Raw genomic sequence first — 17038 nt, 5'->3', positions numbered from 1 at the left:
TTGTATTGATTTGATAATAAAATAAATACAGGGTATGATACTTTTATCAGAGATTTATTATTATTAAAAGGTTATTGCGTAGATGAAATCTATAATTTGTAGAGTTTATTTTGATTTTTAAAAAAAAATCTATATAATATGGGATTTTGAATTGATTTATTGATGTTTGATTCATTATGAAAAGATCATACTTGGCGGCATTAGCGCGATAGTACCACCTGATTCCATTTCGAACTCAGAAGTGAAATGTCGTAGTACCAATGGTAGTGTGGGGTGTCCTCATGCGAGAGTAGGGGGCCGCCAAGTATTTAAACTGGCACAGAATATAATTCTATCATCGATGATTATAAATTAGTTAAAAAATAATATAGATAGGTTGATTTTTTTGTATCTATATAAATAGATAAATTATTATAATAATTAACGAGTTTTTTATTTGTTTATAGAAAATAAAAAACATACTAAACATCAATATAATATTGTACTACAGTTAGAACTAACATTTGTATAAGATATAAAATTTAAAAAAGTTTTAATTAGAAATGTAATTAATTTTTAAAATAAAAAATTATAATAAGAGGCAATCGCTGAAATTCAGTAACTTGCACTAAAATAAAGATTAAAACAAATCTTTTTTCTTACGTAATTCAGAAAAAACTCGCCATTCTTCTTTAAGGTTACAGGGTAAATTTAATGATTTTTTTATATCTGGGTTACCACAACGAAAGAAAGGATTAACCTTTAGTTCTAAATTTAGCGTTGTTGGCACGGTGGGTTGGTTGTTGTTATGCAATCTAATAATCTTATTGCGATAGTTAATAATGAATGGATCTTGAGGTAAAACAGAAATAGCAAAATTAACATTAGATAAAGTATATTCGTGTCCACTGAAAATTAAAGTATTATGAGGAAGATGTTTAATTTTTAAAAAAGATTCATACATATGTTGAGCGAATCCTACACAAATTTTACCGCAACCCGCAGAAAATACAGTATCTCCACAAAATAACCAGGGTGCGCTATAAAACCCAATATGCCCGGATGTATGCCCAGGCAAATTAAGAACTTTAAATTTTTTGTGTAATAATACAAAATCATCTCCCTCTGATACTAAGAAGTGAGAGCCATGATTTTTAGTTTCCACGGGACCATAAACAATTGTTTTTGGAAAATGTTGAATTAACGGGGCTACTCCATTGACATGATCAATATGATTATGGGTTAATAAAATCGCTCGTAATTTAAATTGGAATTTTTTTAAAACATCTAGTACCCTTGTTTCTTCTCCAGGATCAATAATTATGCATTCATTTTTATAATTATATAAAAACCAAATATAATTAGTGTTTAATGCAGGGACTCTCATAAGATTCATCATTAGTCATAGTGATGCAAATTTAAAAATAAGTATTTTAAAATTTTTTCAGAAATATTCAATGGGTAAAAATATTATTTTTAGTACTTAGATTAGTTGTTTTCAATATAAATATAAGCGCAACAGAAATTTCGTAAATTACAAATAAATAACGTTGTGTCAGGGTTAAATCAAAAGATACATAAGTTTAATTCATAAGAATTTCAATAAATAAGAACTTTATATATAATGAATTATGTAATAATACTGATTCCGGTAATATTATTATCATTAATAAAAATCTTCATGTAGAGGGCGTTTAGCAGCTAATCGAGCTAATTGATCGCATCGTTCATTATCTGGATGCCCAGTATGGCTTTTTAGCCAATTCCAATGTATAACACCATGAATTTGTATCGCTACATCTAACCGTTGCCATAAATCAATATTTTTCACTAATTTTTCTTCAGAAGTTTTCCAGTGATGTTTTTTCCATATATGAATCCATTGAGTAATACCATGTAATAAATATTGGCTGTCAGTATTTAAAATGATTTGACAGGGATTTTTAAGTGATTCTAATGCGATAATAGCTGCCATTAATTCCATACGATTATTGGTAGTTAAGCGGTATCCAACACTAAATTCTTTCTTATGTTGTTTATATCGTAATATCGCAGCACAACCACCTGGACCTGGATTACCAAGGCATGATCCATCCGTAAAAATTTCTATTTTTTTATACATATTATAGGATATATTATCATTTCAATTCAAATAACTAGTGTGACACAAATGAAAAGCTATGAGCACTAATATTATACGACAAATTGTTTTAGACACTGAAACCACTGGAATGAACAAGTTTGGACCACATTATGAAGGACATAGGATTATTGAAATAGGTGCAGTAGAGATAATAAACCGTCATCTAACTGATAATACATTCCATATTTATTTGAAACCAAATCGTATGATTGATATCGAAGCCATCCAGATACATGGAATTAGCGATCAATTTTTAAAAAATAAACCAACTTTTTCAGAAATAATAAATGAATTTTTAACATTCATTCGCGGCAGTGAATTAATTATTCATAATGCTCCTTTCGATCTAGGGTTTCTTAATCAAGAATTACGAATTTGCAACGCAAACTCAAAAACAATAGAATCTTACTGCACTATAATTGATAGCTTAAAATTAGCTAGAAAAAAATTTCCAGGACAACGTAACAGTTTAGATGCATTATGCGAGCGTTATTTTATTAATAATGATAATCGACGCAATTTACATAGCGCATTGCTTGATGCACGACTTTTAGCTAATGTATTTTTGTCTATGAGTGGAGGCCAAATAAAAATGAAATTTATGGACATAACGAATACAAACATATCAAATAATAAAATGAGTAATATAATGGGCCCAAACAATACAAAATGTGTAAATAAAACATCATTAAAAATAATTTATGCTAACGAACAAGAAAAATTAGCTCACGAAGAATATTTAGATAATATACAACAGCTCAATAAATGCTGTATATGGCGACAATAATAATGATGTAACAAAATAATAATTTTCGGATTGTTTCTTATAATAAAATGGAAACAGTAGATACGCTTGTAAGTATAAATATACTCTATATTACAGATAAGTTTTAAATTGAAAATAAATATATTTTTTATGAATAATTATAAAAAAAAATTCATGTCTCTAATTTATTAGTTCGGCATAATGCATAATATCATAACAATATATATATTTATTATTTTGAAGGAGTAATTATGTATCATGATTTAATTTATAACGAATTTAATGAAACTATAAAAATAATGCAGATGTTTTCTCGTGAAAAACATAACATTCAAGCAATAGAATCATCTGCAAAACTTATTGCTAATACTTTTAAAAAAAGAGGGAAAATTTTGTCCTGTGGAAATGGTGGTTCACACTGTAATGCTATGCACTTTTCAGAAGAACTAACCGGACGCTATAGAAGCAATCGCGCAGGTTATGCAGCGATAGCTATTTCTGATCCCTCATATTTATCGTGTGTCAGTAATGATTTTGGATACAAATATGTTTTTTCTCGTTATATTGAATCTGTTGGAAATGAGAAAGACGTACTATTTGCTATCTCTACTTCCGGAGAATCAACTAATATTCTATATGCTATAGAAGCAGCATACAAACAAAGTATGAAAATAATTTTTTTGACCGGAGAAAAAAAAGAAAACAAATTATCCGATTATATAGATATAGAAATTTGCGCGCCATATGCAAGTTATCTTGATCATATTCAAGAAATTCATATTAAAATAATTCATTTACTTATCCTGCTTATAGAGAAAGAAATGGTGTGAATTTCGTGAGAAATAATGAAAATTGATGTTAACGCGCAACCCATCCATAATGGAAATCATATAAATAAAAACAAAAATGTATTTACTTGTTTTTTTTGTACACATTTGATACACTTAGGTCCGTGTATGCTTCAGTGAACTGGACGCTTTGTGCCCTACGGAAAAGTAGAGATATTAGATTATCCGCGCGAGTGTTTTAGCAAACAAATGCCGATATAGCTCAGATAGGCAGAGCAGCGCATTCGTAATGCGAAGGATATAGGTTCAAATCCTATTATCGGCATAATTGTATGTCAACTTTTTACAATTTAAATAATTTTTGATTATAATTTTATACCTATATCCATCAAACAGCACAACCTATTACTTTACCGCTATATAATATATACATATAGCTATAATTGAGAGAAATTGTCGGAAAGATAATCGACTACCCCTTTCTGTGACGCTTCTAGTCCTTTTTTATTTTTATCCCATTGAGCGGGACAAAGCAAACCATGAACCTCATGAAACTGCAAGGCATCTACCATTCGAATCATTTCATCAAAATTTCTACCAAAAGGCAAATCATTAACTACTTGATGACGTATAACTCCCGATTTGTCTATTAAGAAAGAAGCGCGTAAAGCCACGCCTTTATTTGAGTGTTCAATACCATATTTTTTAATAATTTCACGTTTTATATCAGAAACCATAGGATATTTCAATAATCCAATCCCTCCCTGACTTACAGGAATTTTTCTCCAAGCATTGTGAACGAAAACTGAATCTATAGAAACTCCAATAACTTCCACATTTCGTTTCTGAAACTCAACATAACGTTTGTCGCAAGCAATTAACTCCGATGGACATACAAAAGTGAAATCCATAGGCCAAAAAAACACTATTGCTTCTTTTTTATTAATATAATTTGATAAATTAAAATTATCTATAATTTCGCCGCTTCCTAATACTGCGGAAGAAGTAAAATCTGGAGCACAATGACTAACTAATACCATATTGATTCCTTATAGCTTTTATTGTAATCTATTTAAGACGTTAACGATATTAAACATGTAAATAGCGATACTGATAATCAGTATTTATTTTACTGATTAAACTATTTTTATGCAAACAATACTATGTAAAAATTTTTTAAATAAAAAACTTCTTATCTGTTTAAACGTTTCTTTGTAAAGTCTCATTCTTTTTATGGGTTGCTAATTTACTTATTTAGCATTGTTATTCATGTGAATACTATATCTACAATAACATGATTCGGCAACAAAATTTATTTTTTATTATTAACAATAATTATAATCGATCATTACTGTGTAATTTATCTTAAATCCTTATTTTCAATATTAAACTATTAATTCGAATTTAATATCTCGTAATAATAAATACAAAGAACCACAATAATTACCCTATATTGAGAGTAATGTAAGTTATTTATTAATTAAAAGTCAGTATTTTATAAAAAAATTATAAATACTTGTGGATTTTTTATTTATATTTCTTAAAAACTAAAATCCTTGTATCTAAATTGAAAATTTCATATTAATTATGAGCACTTGATTTAAAAATAACTGAATAAATTTAATTAGATTATTTAAGATCTTCTTAAAAAAAGTTAAAGTCAGAAAATTCATGATACTTGATGTTATCAGGTAACAATAGTGATTTGTAATATATAAATTCAATGATATCATTGAGATTTTCATGGCCAATATCTACATATTCTAATCATTAAATAAACACTTGTGCGTGACCTCTGTCGCAATAAAATTAATATTTAATTTAATAAGCAGTAAATAATAAGAATATGTAGGATAATACAAAAATGTAATCGATTAAGGATTAAATAATCACGTAAATAATATTAGATAATATTGATTGTAAAACTTATCACCATATTTTCACTCGTAAATAAAAATCGATCTAAATAATATATCAGTAATTAATATTGTATACCCATGTATAATAAATATTTGTAACAGTAGGCATAATATTTCCTTAAAAATACTTTTTTGATACAATTAAATACTATAATGTAATAATGAGTAAATTAACTTTACGTATAAAATCAACTAATTTTAATTAATCCAACTTATCTAAATAAAAATCGCATCACACATATCAAATATGCATTTACATTTTTTAAAATCATAAAAAGCTATATTAAAATTCAAAAAAAATAACTATCAAATAATTGATTATAGTAATCAGCAATAAACTATTGACCATCATATTAATATGTGTCAAATATAGTTATAACTATTGAATAGTTTATACATGGGCAAATCTTTTGTTCTGTCAATTTTATTTGATAGATCTTAAACGATATTATTATTTAATTTACATTTTTTAAAATCAATATTAATTAAGTCAAAAAAAATACAAAAAATTGTCATTATATTCATTAAGGATTGTAAATTATAGTATATAAATATCATTTTGTAAGTTATAAATATATTATGTTTATTGTGCATAATATATATTAAATACAGTTTATAATTAGTATTTACTATATTTGTATATTGATTGATAAACATTTCTTTAATTAGGATAGAATTTATGCCATTTCAACTATTACAAACAGATGGCTACGCACGTCTCGGTAGACTTATTTGTAACCGAGGAACAGTGGATACGCCTGCCTTTATGCCAGTAGGGACTTATGGATCCATAAAAACATTAAATTCAAAAGAAATTGAAGATAGTGGAACACAAATTATTTTAAGTAATACTTTTCATTTATGGTTACGTCCTGGTTTAGACATTATAAAACTACACGGTAGCTTACATAAATTCATGAGCTGGAATGGTGCTATAATTACAGATTCTGGAGGATTCCAAGTATTTAGTCTAAGTAAAATGTGTACAATTAAAAGAGAAGGAGTATGCTTTAAAAGCCCTCTCGACGGTCATTTTGTGTTTTTAACTCCAGAAAAATCCATAGAAATTCAGCATGATTTGCAATCCGATATAGTTATGATATTTGATGAATGCGTATCTTATCCCAACACTTGGGATTATGTAAAAAAATCAGTAAACATATCTTTAAATTGGGCTGAACGCAGCCGTTTGCGTTTTGATACATTGCATAATTCAAATATGTTGTTTGCTATCATTCAAGGAGGTATGTATAAAAATTTGAGGGATATGTCAGCAAAAGAATTAATAAATATTGGTTTTGATGGATACGCAATAGGAGGTTTATCAGTAGGTGAGCCAAAAGAGGAAATGTATCGTATTTTATCTCATATATGCAAATTAATTCCTACAAATAAACCACGCTATTTAATGGGTGTTGGTAAACCAGAGGATTTGCTGGAGGCTGTGCAGAAAGGTGTTGATATGTTTGATTGCGTTATACCAACGCGTAACGCTCGTAATGGATATTTATTTGTTTCTGACGGAACAATTAAAATTCGTAATGCGCAATACAAAAAAGACACTTCTCCATTAGATAGACACTGCGATTGTTATACTTGTCAACATTACAGTCGTTCGTATTTGCATCACTTAGATTGCTGTAAAGAAATTCTTGGTGTGCGTTTGAATACCATTCATAATTTAAGATATTACCAACGTTTAATGGAGGCATTACGTCAAGCTATAAAAACAAAGTCATTGCAAAACTTTATCGATATTTTTTATAAGCGTGTTAATCGTATTTAATGCTGAATTTACATTCAGTATTTTTTAATTAAACCCAATGATTCAAACTATTCTATAAAACAGGAAATATACATGAACATATTTACTAATACTGCTTGGGCAAGTGTCAATGCTAATCCTCAGGGTAATCCGTATTCCTTAGTGATTATGTTAACAGTCTTTGCTGGGATTTTTTATTTTATGATCTTTAGACCACAACAAAAACGTAATAAAATTCATAAAGAATTATTAAGATCCATCTCTAAAGGAGACGAAATCCTAACTAATGGGGGGTTAGTTGGGCGTGTAGTGAAAGTTACAGAAACAGGTTATATCTTTGTTATTCTCAACGACAGAAATGATACTAGTGATAACGCAATATTGATTAAGCGCGATTGCGTTACTGCTATTTTACCTAAAGGCACTATGAAAGCATTATAATTTACAATTTTATATAGATTGAGATAATATTTTGTGTTAAATAATTATCCATTATGGAAGTATCTTGCGGTTATCTTAGTATTCGTTACTAGTATAATCTACACATTACCGAGTTTCTATGGGGATCATCCTACAATATACATTACCCAGTATACTTTAAAAAAAACCTGTCAAGAACTAGATAATATCTTATTGTGTCAAGTTAAAAAAATACTAACACACGAAAAAATAATTAATAAATCTATTGTATTGCAAGAAAATAAAATTCGAATACAATTTTTTCATGAACAAGATCAACTTCAAGCTTACCAAAAATTATCAACTATTTTTTCAAAGAAGTATCAGATATTACTTTGTAATACTCCAAACATACCGTATTGGTTATCTGCAATAAAAGCTAAGCCCATAAAATTAGGATTAGATTTATGCGGTGGAATATATTTTGTAATACATGCAAATACAAAAGCCGTGCTAGATAAATTCCAAGAACAATATATTGATTCTTTAAGAACTATCTTATTTGAAAAAAACATTCCCTATTTAAAAATATACAAAATTAAAAATCATGATATTGAAATTAATTTTCAAAATTCTAATTATAGAAATAAAGCAATTTCACCTTTATCTAAAATAGATAATGATCTAATATTGCATGCGATGGGGACTAACAAATTACATGTGATTTTTTCTGAAAGAAAAAAAAACGCAATTCGTGAACACACAATACATCAAAATTGTACCATTTTACATCATCGTATACACCAGTTAGGCATTACTGAGCCATTAGTACAACGTCATGGAAGTGATCGTATTATTATAGAATTACCCGGTTTTCAAGATATTGAAAAGATCAAGGATATGCTTGGTACCACGGCAAGCCTGGAGTTTCGATTGGTTAATTCGGCAATAAGTGAATTTGAAATAAGTAATAATTTAATTCCAGAAGATTCTGAGATAAAACTAAGCAATAATGGTTATTTAATACCATTATATAAACGAATAGTGTTATCTGGAGAAAAAATTACTAATTCTAATGTTAGTTTAGATGAATATAATCGACCTCAAGTGAATATTTCTTTAAACAAAACAGGTAGCATCTTAATTTCTAATTTTACCAAAAATAATATTGGTAAAGCAATAGCTACTTTATTCGTAGAATACAAAGATAGCGGAAAAAAAGATTCGAAAGGTGATGCTATTTTGATTAAACATGAAAAAATTATTAACGTTGCTACTATTCAATCTCAATTAAGTGATAATTTTCGTATTTCCGGAATCAACAATTTAAATGAAGCACGTCATCTTTCGTTATTATTACGTATGGGCACTTTAGAGGCGCCTATTTATATTGAAGAAGAACGAATGATTGGTCCTACACTCGGTAAACAAAACATTATACGGGGATTTACCGCATGTGCCTTAGGATTATTGACTTCTATATGCTTTATGATTTTATGGTATCATTATTTTGGATTAATCGCTAGTGTTGCCTTAATCGCTAATTTAACACTCATGATAAGTACGATGTCTATAATCCCAGGAATAGTGTTAACTATGTCGAGTATAGTGGGAATAATATTGACTTTATCCGTAGCTGTGGATGCAAATGTCTTAATTAATGAAAGAATCAAAGAAGAAATAAAACAAGGTAAACCGGTACAATATGCTATATACACAGGATATCGTAAAGCGCTTACTAGTATTGTAGATGCAAATATCACAACTATTATTACTTCTATTATACTATATTTAATTGGTACAGGACCAATTAAAGGATTCGCTATTACTACTATTATTGGAGTAGGAACATCAATGCTTACATCTATTGTCGGTACTCGCGCCGTTGTTAATTTAGTCTATGGGAAAAGACGTATTAGTAAGCTATCCATTTAATTTTTTAAGTTTTTAGATTATATATACTAATTTTATACATTTTAATTGAATTTATTTAAAATGAGTGAAACTTATTATAAAATTTATGATTTTCTTGCATGGAAACGTTTAATATTTTTTTTATCAATATTTTTATTCTTCATTTCATGCTGTATTATGATAACGCGTGGCTTTAACTGGGGGTTAGATTTTACTGGAGGTATGTCAGTTGAAATTACTTCAGAAAAAGATGTAAATCTCATTAATATTCAAAATATTTTAGTTCAATCAGGATTCAAAAACCCTATCGTGCAGTATTTTGGTTCTCCGAAAGATATAATGATACGATTACCATTGGATCCTAATGAAAATAAGATCAACCAACATACTATAAGTATAGTACTACATACTTTACAAAAAAGTATTGCTCAAAATTTTTTCATTAAACAAGTAAATTGGATTGGCCCCAGCGTTCATAGTCAACTGATAAATACAGGGATAATAGCGTTATTGGTCGCATTAATATGTATCTTAGTATATATAACTTTTCGTTTTGAATGGAGATTAGCAACTGGAGTAGTCGTATCTTTAACATATGATGTGATAGTTATTTTAGGTATACTATCCTTATTTGCTATTAAAATAGATTCCACCATTATTGCCGCTCTAATGTCAGCTATTGGTTACTCTATTAATGATAAAATTGTCATTTTTGATAGAATTAGAGAAAATTTCTATTATATACCTGTATCAAAATCTATAGATATATTTAATATCTCATTGAGTCAAGTATTAAGTAGAACTATTATAACTTCAGTTACAACTATTATGGTACTACTGATACTACTAATTTGGGGAGGGGATATATTACATGGATTTGCAGTTACTTTATTATTTGGTACTATTATCGGTACAGTATCATCTATATATATAGCTTCAGCGTTAGCATTCAAATTTGGTACTGCGCGTGATCATTTTATAAAAATTAATAAAAAAAAATAAAATTTTCACTGCTGATTTTATATATTTGCTTAACAAACATCAAAATACAATAGTATTTTGTTACTATAGTAACGCTGACAAATATTACTTTGTCGCCATAAGTATTTTTTTACAGTGTATAAATGATGTACGACTTATATTTTAAATAAAATTAAATTTATAAAAATATTACAGTATGCGTTACATATTAACGCATACATATTTAATCATCAAGAAACATTATTACAATTAACATATAAACAAATGCGATCTAATACATTATTATGTAATAAAATATTAGCATGCGACAATCGTATATCGTACGATTGTCGCATGCTTAATTATAACTTCAACATTTACTGAATAATGTATTAATGTCATAACCTGATCGAAAGATCCAAAACAACAGCTTTCTCGTAATATCGAGTTTAAATTATTTTTTTATTAATAAAAATTGATCATATAAAAATATATTTAGTTTCACGATCTCATGATACTATGACAGATAATATTATCCCACATGACAAAAGATTTTTAACACGAGCGTTCCAATTAGCATGGAAAGGACGCTTTACTACAATGCCTAATCCTAATGTAGGATGTGTTATCGTTCTCAATAATAAAATTATAGGAGAGGGATATCACATACGAGCAGGGGAAGCACATGCTGAGATACATGCGTTACGTATTGCTGGAAATTTAGCACAAGGAGCAACTGCTTACATCACTTTGGAACCATGTAGTCATTACGGACGTACTCCTCCTTGCACTACCGCATTAATTAATGCAGGAATTAAACGTGTTGTTGTAGCTATGTTAGATCCTCATTTTTACGCAAGAGGACGCGGTTTGCATTTGTTACAACAAGCAGGTATTGAAGTACAACATAGTCTAATGTTACCTGAAGCTGAATCAATAAATCAAGGATTTCTCAAACGTATACGTACTGGATTTCCATGGGTTAAATTGAAATTAGCCGCATCTCTAGATGGCAGGACCGCTATGTCTTCTGGAGAAAGCAAATGGATTACATCTATTCAGGCGCGTCAAGATGTACAACGTTTCCGTGCAGAAAGTGACGTTATTCTTTCTACCGCTGGCACTGTTTTAGCAGATGATCCAAAATTAAATGTACGTTGGGCATGCTTTTCGGACGAAATGAAACGTATTTATGCCAATAATCAAATTAGACAACCACTGAGAGTCATTATTGATAGCACAAATAGAGTACTTCCAACACATCGTGTTATACGATGTGAGGGAAAAATTTTACTCGTGCGTTTAAAAAAAGACCATCGAAATTGGCCTTCATCAGTAGAACAGCTACTATTATCGTCAATTAATTGTCATGGCCATCATCGAATAAACCTAACAGAATTAATGCAACACCTTGGATATCGTGAAATTAATAATATTTGGGTAGAAGCAGGAGCTACTTTTTCAGGAGTGTTATTAGATGTTGGATTGGTAGACGAACTTATTCTGTATCAAGCTATAAAATTTTTAGGATCTGACGCGCGACCTTTATGTTTATTACCAAATATCAAATGTCTAAACGATATCAAATCCTTTAAATTACTTGATATAAAAAATGTAGGACCAGATCTTCGTTTAAGATTGATACCAAAGGATATATGATTATATTTTTATTAGTTATATAAAATACTTATGCTATAATATTCTTATTTGTAAATAAGAACAAGTAATGATTTAGTAGCCTGAATAATAAGGATTATTATGAATATTATTGAAAGCGATACTATGGCAAATCAAGCTAAGATTGCTATTGCGGTGGTTCGATTTAATCGTTTCGTTAATAATAATTTACTTGAAGGAGCTTTAGATGTTTTAAAAAGAATTGGACACGTAAAAGATGAAAATATAACCATAATTTGGGTCCCAGGCTCTTATGAATTACCGTTAATCGCAAAAGCATTGGCCATTAGTCACAAATATGATGGAATAATAGCCTTGGGTACAGTAATTCGGGGATTTACTGTACATTTTGAATTTGTTGCAAAAGAATGTAGTTCTGGATTATCTAGAATTTCTATGGAAAACACATTGCCTATTGGATTTGGATTACTTACTACGGATAATATTAGTCAAGCTATAGAACGTTCAGGTGTTAAATCCAATAACAAAGGATCAGAAGCTGCTTTGTCTGTTTTAGAAATGATTAATATACTAAAAATAATTAAAAATAGTTCTTAATACATATAAATATATCAAAGGAATTGGGTGAAAACAATTAGTAGAAGGCGTGCTCGTGAATGTACATTGCAGGCATTATATTCTTGGCAAGTATCTAAAAATAATGTTAAAGAAATAGAACGTTATGTTGTAACAGAGCAAGATATTCAAGATTGTAATATCTCTTATTTTCATGAATTATATATCGGAGTAATAAGTTGTGCTGAAGAATTGGATAAATTAATGATACCCCATCTATCCCGTAATTTAGAAAAATTAGGTTATATTGAGCATTCAGTGTTACGGATTGCATTATTCGAGCTTACTAAATGTAATAATATACCATATAAAGTTGCCATTAATGAAGCAATTGAGCTTGTAAAAGATTTTGGAGCTGAAAAAAGTCATAAATTTATTAATGGAGTACTAGATAAAATAGCTACTCAGCTTTGTGTTAGTAAAAACAATCATATTATTAAATGATAATGATATGGTTGTTTTATAATGAACAATAAATTTAAAAGCACAATAATTATTTTTATTAATCCCGAACCGATAGATGTGTACTACTAATATGTTCTTAAATATGATTAATGATTTGAAATTATCTAAAATATGGTGTTTATTTGCCACTGGTTTTGGGTTAGGTACGATTTCCTGGTTACCAGTAGGAACTGTAGCGTCATTATTGGCAATACCAATATGGTGGATTTTGAATTATTTATTTCCATTTCAGTTTTATTGTTTGTTCTTGATTATTGGAACAGGAATGGGTACATATTTTTGCGATCATACTACTAAAATAATTGGTGTTCATGATCCTAAATCGATCGTTTGGGACGAATTTGTCGGTATGTGGATGACATTAGTTATAGTACCAATACATAGTTGGTTGTGGACGATCATTGCATTTTTATTATTTAGAATATTCGATATAGTAAAACCTTGGCCAATTTCGTGGTGTGATCGTGAAATAAAAGGAGGGTTTGGAATTATTATTGATGACATATTAGCGAGTATTATATCAGTGTGCATTATTTTACTACTAATGCATTTATATCATTGAAATGTTTTTATAAAATATACTTATATCAATAATATTGAAGGTTAACTTTATATGCGTTTAGGTTATTTAAACGTCATATTATATTTAGTATGACCCTGTTAATGTATCCATTTTATAATTTTTTTATAAATACCCATACTATCTAATCCCAACTCAGAAAGTATCTCTGATTGTGAACCTTGAGAAACAAAAAAATCAGGCAAACCAATGTTTAAAACTGGAACTGATAGCTTGTTCTGCATAATACATTCATTCACTCCGCTTCCGGCTCCACCCATTATTGTATTCTCCTCTAATGTTATTAACACTTGGTGATTTTTAGCAAGAGTTTTTATTAAGTTTTCATCTAATGGCTTAACAAATCTCATATCTACTAAAGTCGCATTTAATTCAGATGCAACATTATAAGCTGATTGTAATAAAGTTCCGAAATTAAGGATTGCGATGCAATTTCCTTGACGACGTATTACACCTTTACTTAATGGTAAAGTATACAATTTTGTTGTATTTACTAAATTACCAGGCATAGCATATCCTTTAGGATAGCGTACAACACTAGGTCCATGTCGATAGCGGTATCCTGTGTATAACATCAATTTACATTCACACGCATCGCTTGGAGTCATGATTATCATATTCGGAATACAACGTAAATACGATAAATCAAAAGCGCCTTGATGAGTTTGCCCATCTGCTCCGACAATACCTCCTCGATCAACAGCAAATAACACAGGTAAATTTGGAATTGCTACGTCATGGATTACTTGATCATATGCGCGTTGTAAAAATGTTGAATAAATAGCGACAATAGGTTTATAACCCGCTATAGCTAATCCAGCAGCAAATGTCACAGCATGTTGTTCAGCAATTGCAACATCAAAATATTGTTTTGGATATTTCTGAGAAAAGATACTCATTCCAGAACCCTCTCTCATCGCGGGTGTAATTCCTATAATCTTATTATCTCGAGCCGCAATTTGGCATAACCAATCACCAAAAATTGCAGAATAAGTTATATTTTTAGAATGCTCTGTAGTAGGTAACGATCCGCTTTCAGGATCAAATTTTGGTACCGCGTGCCATTTAATGGGATCTTTTTCTGCAGGTTCATATCCAAAACCTTTTTTGGTAATAACATGTAAGAATTGCGGACCTTTCATATCGCGTATATTTCTTAAAGTATATACTAATCCTAATACATCGTGCCCATCAATGGGGCCAATATAATTAAAACCAAGTTGTGAAAATAATGAACTTGATGTGCCGCTAAAATTCTTGATTTGGTTATCAGTACATTTAATTGATTTATTAGTTAAAAAAACGTCAGACAATAATTTATTATCATCTACTTTTAAATCGGAATATACTGGTTTTGATAAAACATGAGTATGGTGATTGTTTAATGCTCCTACATTTTCTGAAATAGACATTTCATTATCATTTAAAATAATCAATAAATCAGATTTTGTAGATCCAGCATGGTTCATTGCTTCAAAGGCCATCCCAGCAGTTATTGCTCCATCTCCTATCACGCATACTGTACGACGTCCTAGCATTTCTCGTTCCGCGGCTATTGCTAAACCCAATCCTGCGCTAATCGAAGTAGAGGAATGTCCTACTGATAAAACATCATATTCGCTTTCATCACGACAAGGAAATGGATGTAATCCATTTCTCCTTCTAATACTAAAAATACGTTCGCGCCGCCCCGTAAGAATTTTATGTGGATAAGCTTGATGCCCTACATCCCAAATTAAATAATCAAATGGAGTATTATATACATAATGTAATGCTACGGTAAGTTCTATTGTCCCTAATCCAGATGCAAAATGTCCGCTAGATCTACTAACACTAGTTAAAAGAAATTGACGCAACTCATTACACAACTTTGTTAAATGATCTTCAGATAATTGTCTCAAGTCTTTAGGAATATTGATTAAACCTAATATGGGGTATTTATTTGAATTACAGTTCATATTAAATTTATTTAATATTATTTATTTACGTAATTTTAGTTGTTACGTTTAATGATATAACGCGAAAATGCAGATAAAATATTAACGTTGTAGCCTAATTTCGCAATGTATTTTAAAGATGTTAATGACTCACAATATAAATCTCGAGCTTTAGTGCGAGCCGTGCTTAATCCTAATATTTTTGGATAAGTGTTGACATCATCATGTTTTGCTTGCATATTGTGTTTTTTTTTCTGATCATATGCATATGAAGTATCTATAATGTCGTCTTGTATTTGAAAAGCTAAGCCTATAGTTGTAGCATAGTGGTCTAGGCATGACAATACGTCGTCGCAGCTTTTATCTCCTGCCGCTAAAGCTCCAATGCGAACTGCAGCTCGAATTAATGATCCTGTTTTGTATTGATATATGGTTTCTAACTGCGTGGCGGATATATTTTTATTATTTTTACTAATTAAATCTAAAGACTGACCTAAGCACATTCCATTAGCTCCGCTGGCAGCAGCTAATGTAGCAATCATTTTTAAACGATCTTGATCTGTGACAGTTGGCATATGTGCTTCTGAAAGAATAGTAAAAGCCAGTGTATGTAGAGCATCACCCGCTAAAATAGCAATAGATTCTCCAAATTTGACATGACATGTTGGATGTCCTCTACGCAGTTTATCATTATCCATAATAGGTAAATCATCATGAATTAAAGAATAAGCATGTATACATTCAATGGCTGCTGCTGGAGCATTAAGATTTGATGATCTAATGCCAAATAATTTACCTGTTTGATAAACCAAAAAAGGACGCAACCGCTTTCCTCCTAACAGAATACTATAACGTATTGCTTGCATCAGAAGAGATACATCTTGTTTGAGAAACATAATCAAATAACGGCTAATAGCGTCGTCTACTCGTTGATGGCTGTCACGCAGCTCATTAACAAAATCAATCATAAGCATAGCATCGCTAATAATACCATAAAATAAACATTATTAGATATATGTATTTAAATGACATATACGACACATAATAATATTACATTATAAAAATATCTATATGTTAGTACAATTATTTTTTGATGTATTCATATACTGCTGATGAATATAATAGCCTATCATTATTTTTGATTCGATAATCCTAAAAAAACACATTATT

The 17038-nt window shown here is 29.7% G+C and carries 16 protein-coding genes, 1 tRNA gene and 1 rRNA gene; 12 read left to right on the top strand and 6 right to left on the bottom strand.

What is annotated here, in order from left to right:
* Positions 1-190: 190 nt before the first annotated feature.
* A 5S ribosomal RNA gene (gene rrf, locus M9407_RS01565) occupies positions 191-306 on the top strand.
* 162 nt (positions 307-468) lie between these two features.
* Here the strand turns inward: rrf and M9407_RS03340 are convergent.
* The 3 genes from M9407_RS03340 to rnhA form a co-directional block, all read right to left on the bottom strand.
* Entirely contained in the window at positions 469-549 is an 81-nt protein-coding gene (locus M9407_RS03340; protein ID WP_420022296.1) for a hypothetical protein, read from the bottom strand.
* A 70-nt stretch (positions 550-619) separates the two neighbouring features.
* Entirely contained in the window at positions 620-1375 is a 756-nt protein-coding gene (gloB, locus tag M9407_RS01560; RefSeq protein ID WP_250237408.1) for a hydroxyacylglutathione hydrolase, read from the bottom strand.
* 270 nt (positions 1376-1645) lie between these two features.
* The gene (rnhA, locus tag M9407_RS01555) at positions 1646-2101 is read right to left on the bottom strand and encodes a ribonuclease HI (RefSeq protein WP_250237396.1); all 456 of its coding nucleotides are present in this window, start codon (positions 2099-2101) and stop codon (positions 1646-1648) included.
* A gap of 58 nt (positions 2102-2159) precedes the next feature.
* Here rnhA and dnaQ point away from each other — a divergent pair, with 58 nt between their 5' ends.
* The 3 genes from dnaQ to M9407_RS01540 all read left to right on the top strand — a co-directional run bounded on the left by dnaQ (position 2160) and on the right by M9407_RS01540 (position 4001).
* Positions 2160-2909: a DNA polymerase III subunit epsilon gene (gene dnaQ, locus M9407_RS01550; protein WP_250237395.1), complete on the top strand. Its 750-nt coding sequence runs from the start codon at positions 2160-2162 to the stop codon at positions 2907-2909.
* A gap of 230 nt (positions 2910-3139) precedes the next feature.
* Positions 3140-3718 (top strand): D-sedoheptulose 7-phosphate isomerase, encoded by a 579-nt coding sequence (lpcA, locus tag M9407_RS01545; RefSeq protein ID WP_250237394.1) that lies wholly within the window; start codon positions 3140-3142, stop codon positions 3716-3718.
* Positions 3719-3927: 209 nt separating this feature from the next.
* Positions 3928-4001: transfer RNA gene (locus M9407_RS01540), tRNA-Thr, on the top strand.
* 112 nt (positions 4002-4113) lie between these two features.
* On the opposite strand, the gene M9407_RS01535 is transcribed toward M9407_RS01540, so the two are convergent.
* Entirely contained in the window at positions 4114-4716 is a 603-nt protein-coding gene (locus tag M9407_RS01535; RefSeq protein WP_250235318.1) for a peroxiredoxin C, read from the bottom strand.
* 1558 nt (positions 4717-6274) lie between these two features.
* Here M9407_RS01535 and tgt point away from each other — a divergent pair.
* The 8 genes from tgt (at position 6275) to M9407_RS01495 (ending at position 13913) form a co-directional block, all read left to right on the top strand.
* The gene (gene tgt, locus M9407_RS01530) at positions 6275-7381 is read left to right on the top strand and encodes a tRNA guanosine(34) transglycosylase Tgt (protein ID WP_250237393.1); all 1107 of its coding nucleotides are present in this window, start codon (positions 6275-6277) and stop codon (positions 7379-7381) included.
* 72 nt (positions 7382-7453) lie between these two features.
* Positions 7454-7801: a preprotein translocase subunit YajC gene (gene yajC, locus M9407_RS01525; RefSeq protein WP_250231327.1), complete on the top strand. Its 348-nt coding sequence runs from the start codon at positions 7454-7456 to the stop codon at positions 7799-7801.
* 33 nt (positions 7802-7834) lie between these two features.
* Positions 7835-9694, top strand: coding sequence for a protein translocase subunit SecD (gene secD, locus M9407_RS01520; protein WP_250237392.1), 1860 nt, complete (start codon positions 7835-7837; stop codon positions 9692-9694).
* A 60-nt stretch (positions 9695-9754) separates the two neighbouring features.
* The gene (gene secF / locus M9407_RS01515) at positions 9755-10675 is read left to right on the top strand and encodes a protein translocase subunit SecF (RefSeq protein ID WP_250237391.1); all 921 of its coding nucleotides are present in this window, start codon (positions 9755-9757) and stop codon (positions 10673-10675) included.
* Between the two features lie 477 nt (positions 10676-11152).
* On the top strand, positions 11153-12292 hold the full coding sequence (ribD, locus tag M9407_RS01510) for a bifunctional diaminohydroxyphosphoribosylaminopyrimidine deaminase/5-amino-6-(5-phosphoribosylamino)uracil reductase RibD (RefSeq protein ID WP_250237390.1): 1140 nt from the start codon (positions 11153-11155) through the stop codon (positions 12290-12292).
* A 99-nt stretch (positions 12293-12391) separates the two neighbouring features.
* Positions 12392-12868 (top strand): 6,7-dimethyl-8-ribityllumazine synthase, encoded by a 477-nt coding sequence (gene ribH / locus M9407_RS01505; RefSeq protein WP_250237389.1) that lies wholly within the window; start codon positions 12392-12394, stop codon positions 12866-12868.
* Between the two features lie 27 nt (positions 12869-12895).
* Positions 12896-13330: a transcription antitermination factor NusB gene (nusB, locus tag M9407_RS01500; protein ID WP_250237388.1), complete on the top strand. Its 435-nt coding sequence runs from the start codon at positions 12896-12898 to the stop codon at positions 13328-13330.
* 91 nt (positions 13331-13421) lie between these two features.
* Entirely contained in the window at positions 13422-13913 is a 492-nt protein-coding gene (locus M9407_RS01495) for a phosphatidylglycerophosphatase A family protein (RefSeq protein ID WP_250237387.1), read from the top strand.
* A gap of 98 nt (positions 13914-14011) precedes the next feature.
* Here the strand turns inward: M9407_RS01495 and dxs are convergent, their stop codons facing one another.
* Together dxs and ispA are read right to left on the bottom strand one after the other, a co-directional pair.
* On the bottom strand, positions 14012-15889 hold the full coding sequence (gene dxs / locus M9407_RS01490; RefSeq protein WP_250237386.1) for a 1-deoxy-D-xylulose-5-phosphate synthase: 1878 nt from the start codon (positions 15887-15889) through the stop codon (positions 14012-14014).
* Between the two features lie 35 nt (positions 15890-15924).
* Entirely contained in the window at positions 15925-16854 is a 930-nt protein-coding gene (gene ispA / locus M9407_RS01485) for a (2E,6E)-farnesyl diphosphate synthase (RefSeq protein WP_420022295.1), read from the bottom strand.
* Positions 16855-17038: the final 184 nt, after the last annotated feature.

The sequence above is a fragment of the Blochmannia endosymbiont of Camponotus sp. genome, assembly GCF_023586365.1.
Lineage (GTDB): Bacteria > Pseudomonadota > Gammaproteobacteria > Enterobacterales > Enterobacteriaceae > Blochmanniella.
This window is presented reverse-complemented; position numbering and strand designations above follow the sequence as displayed.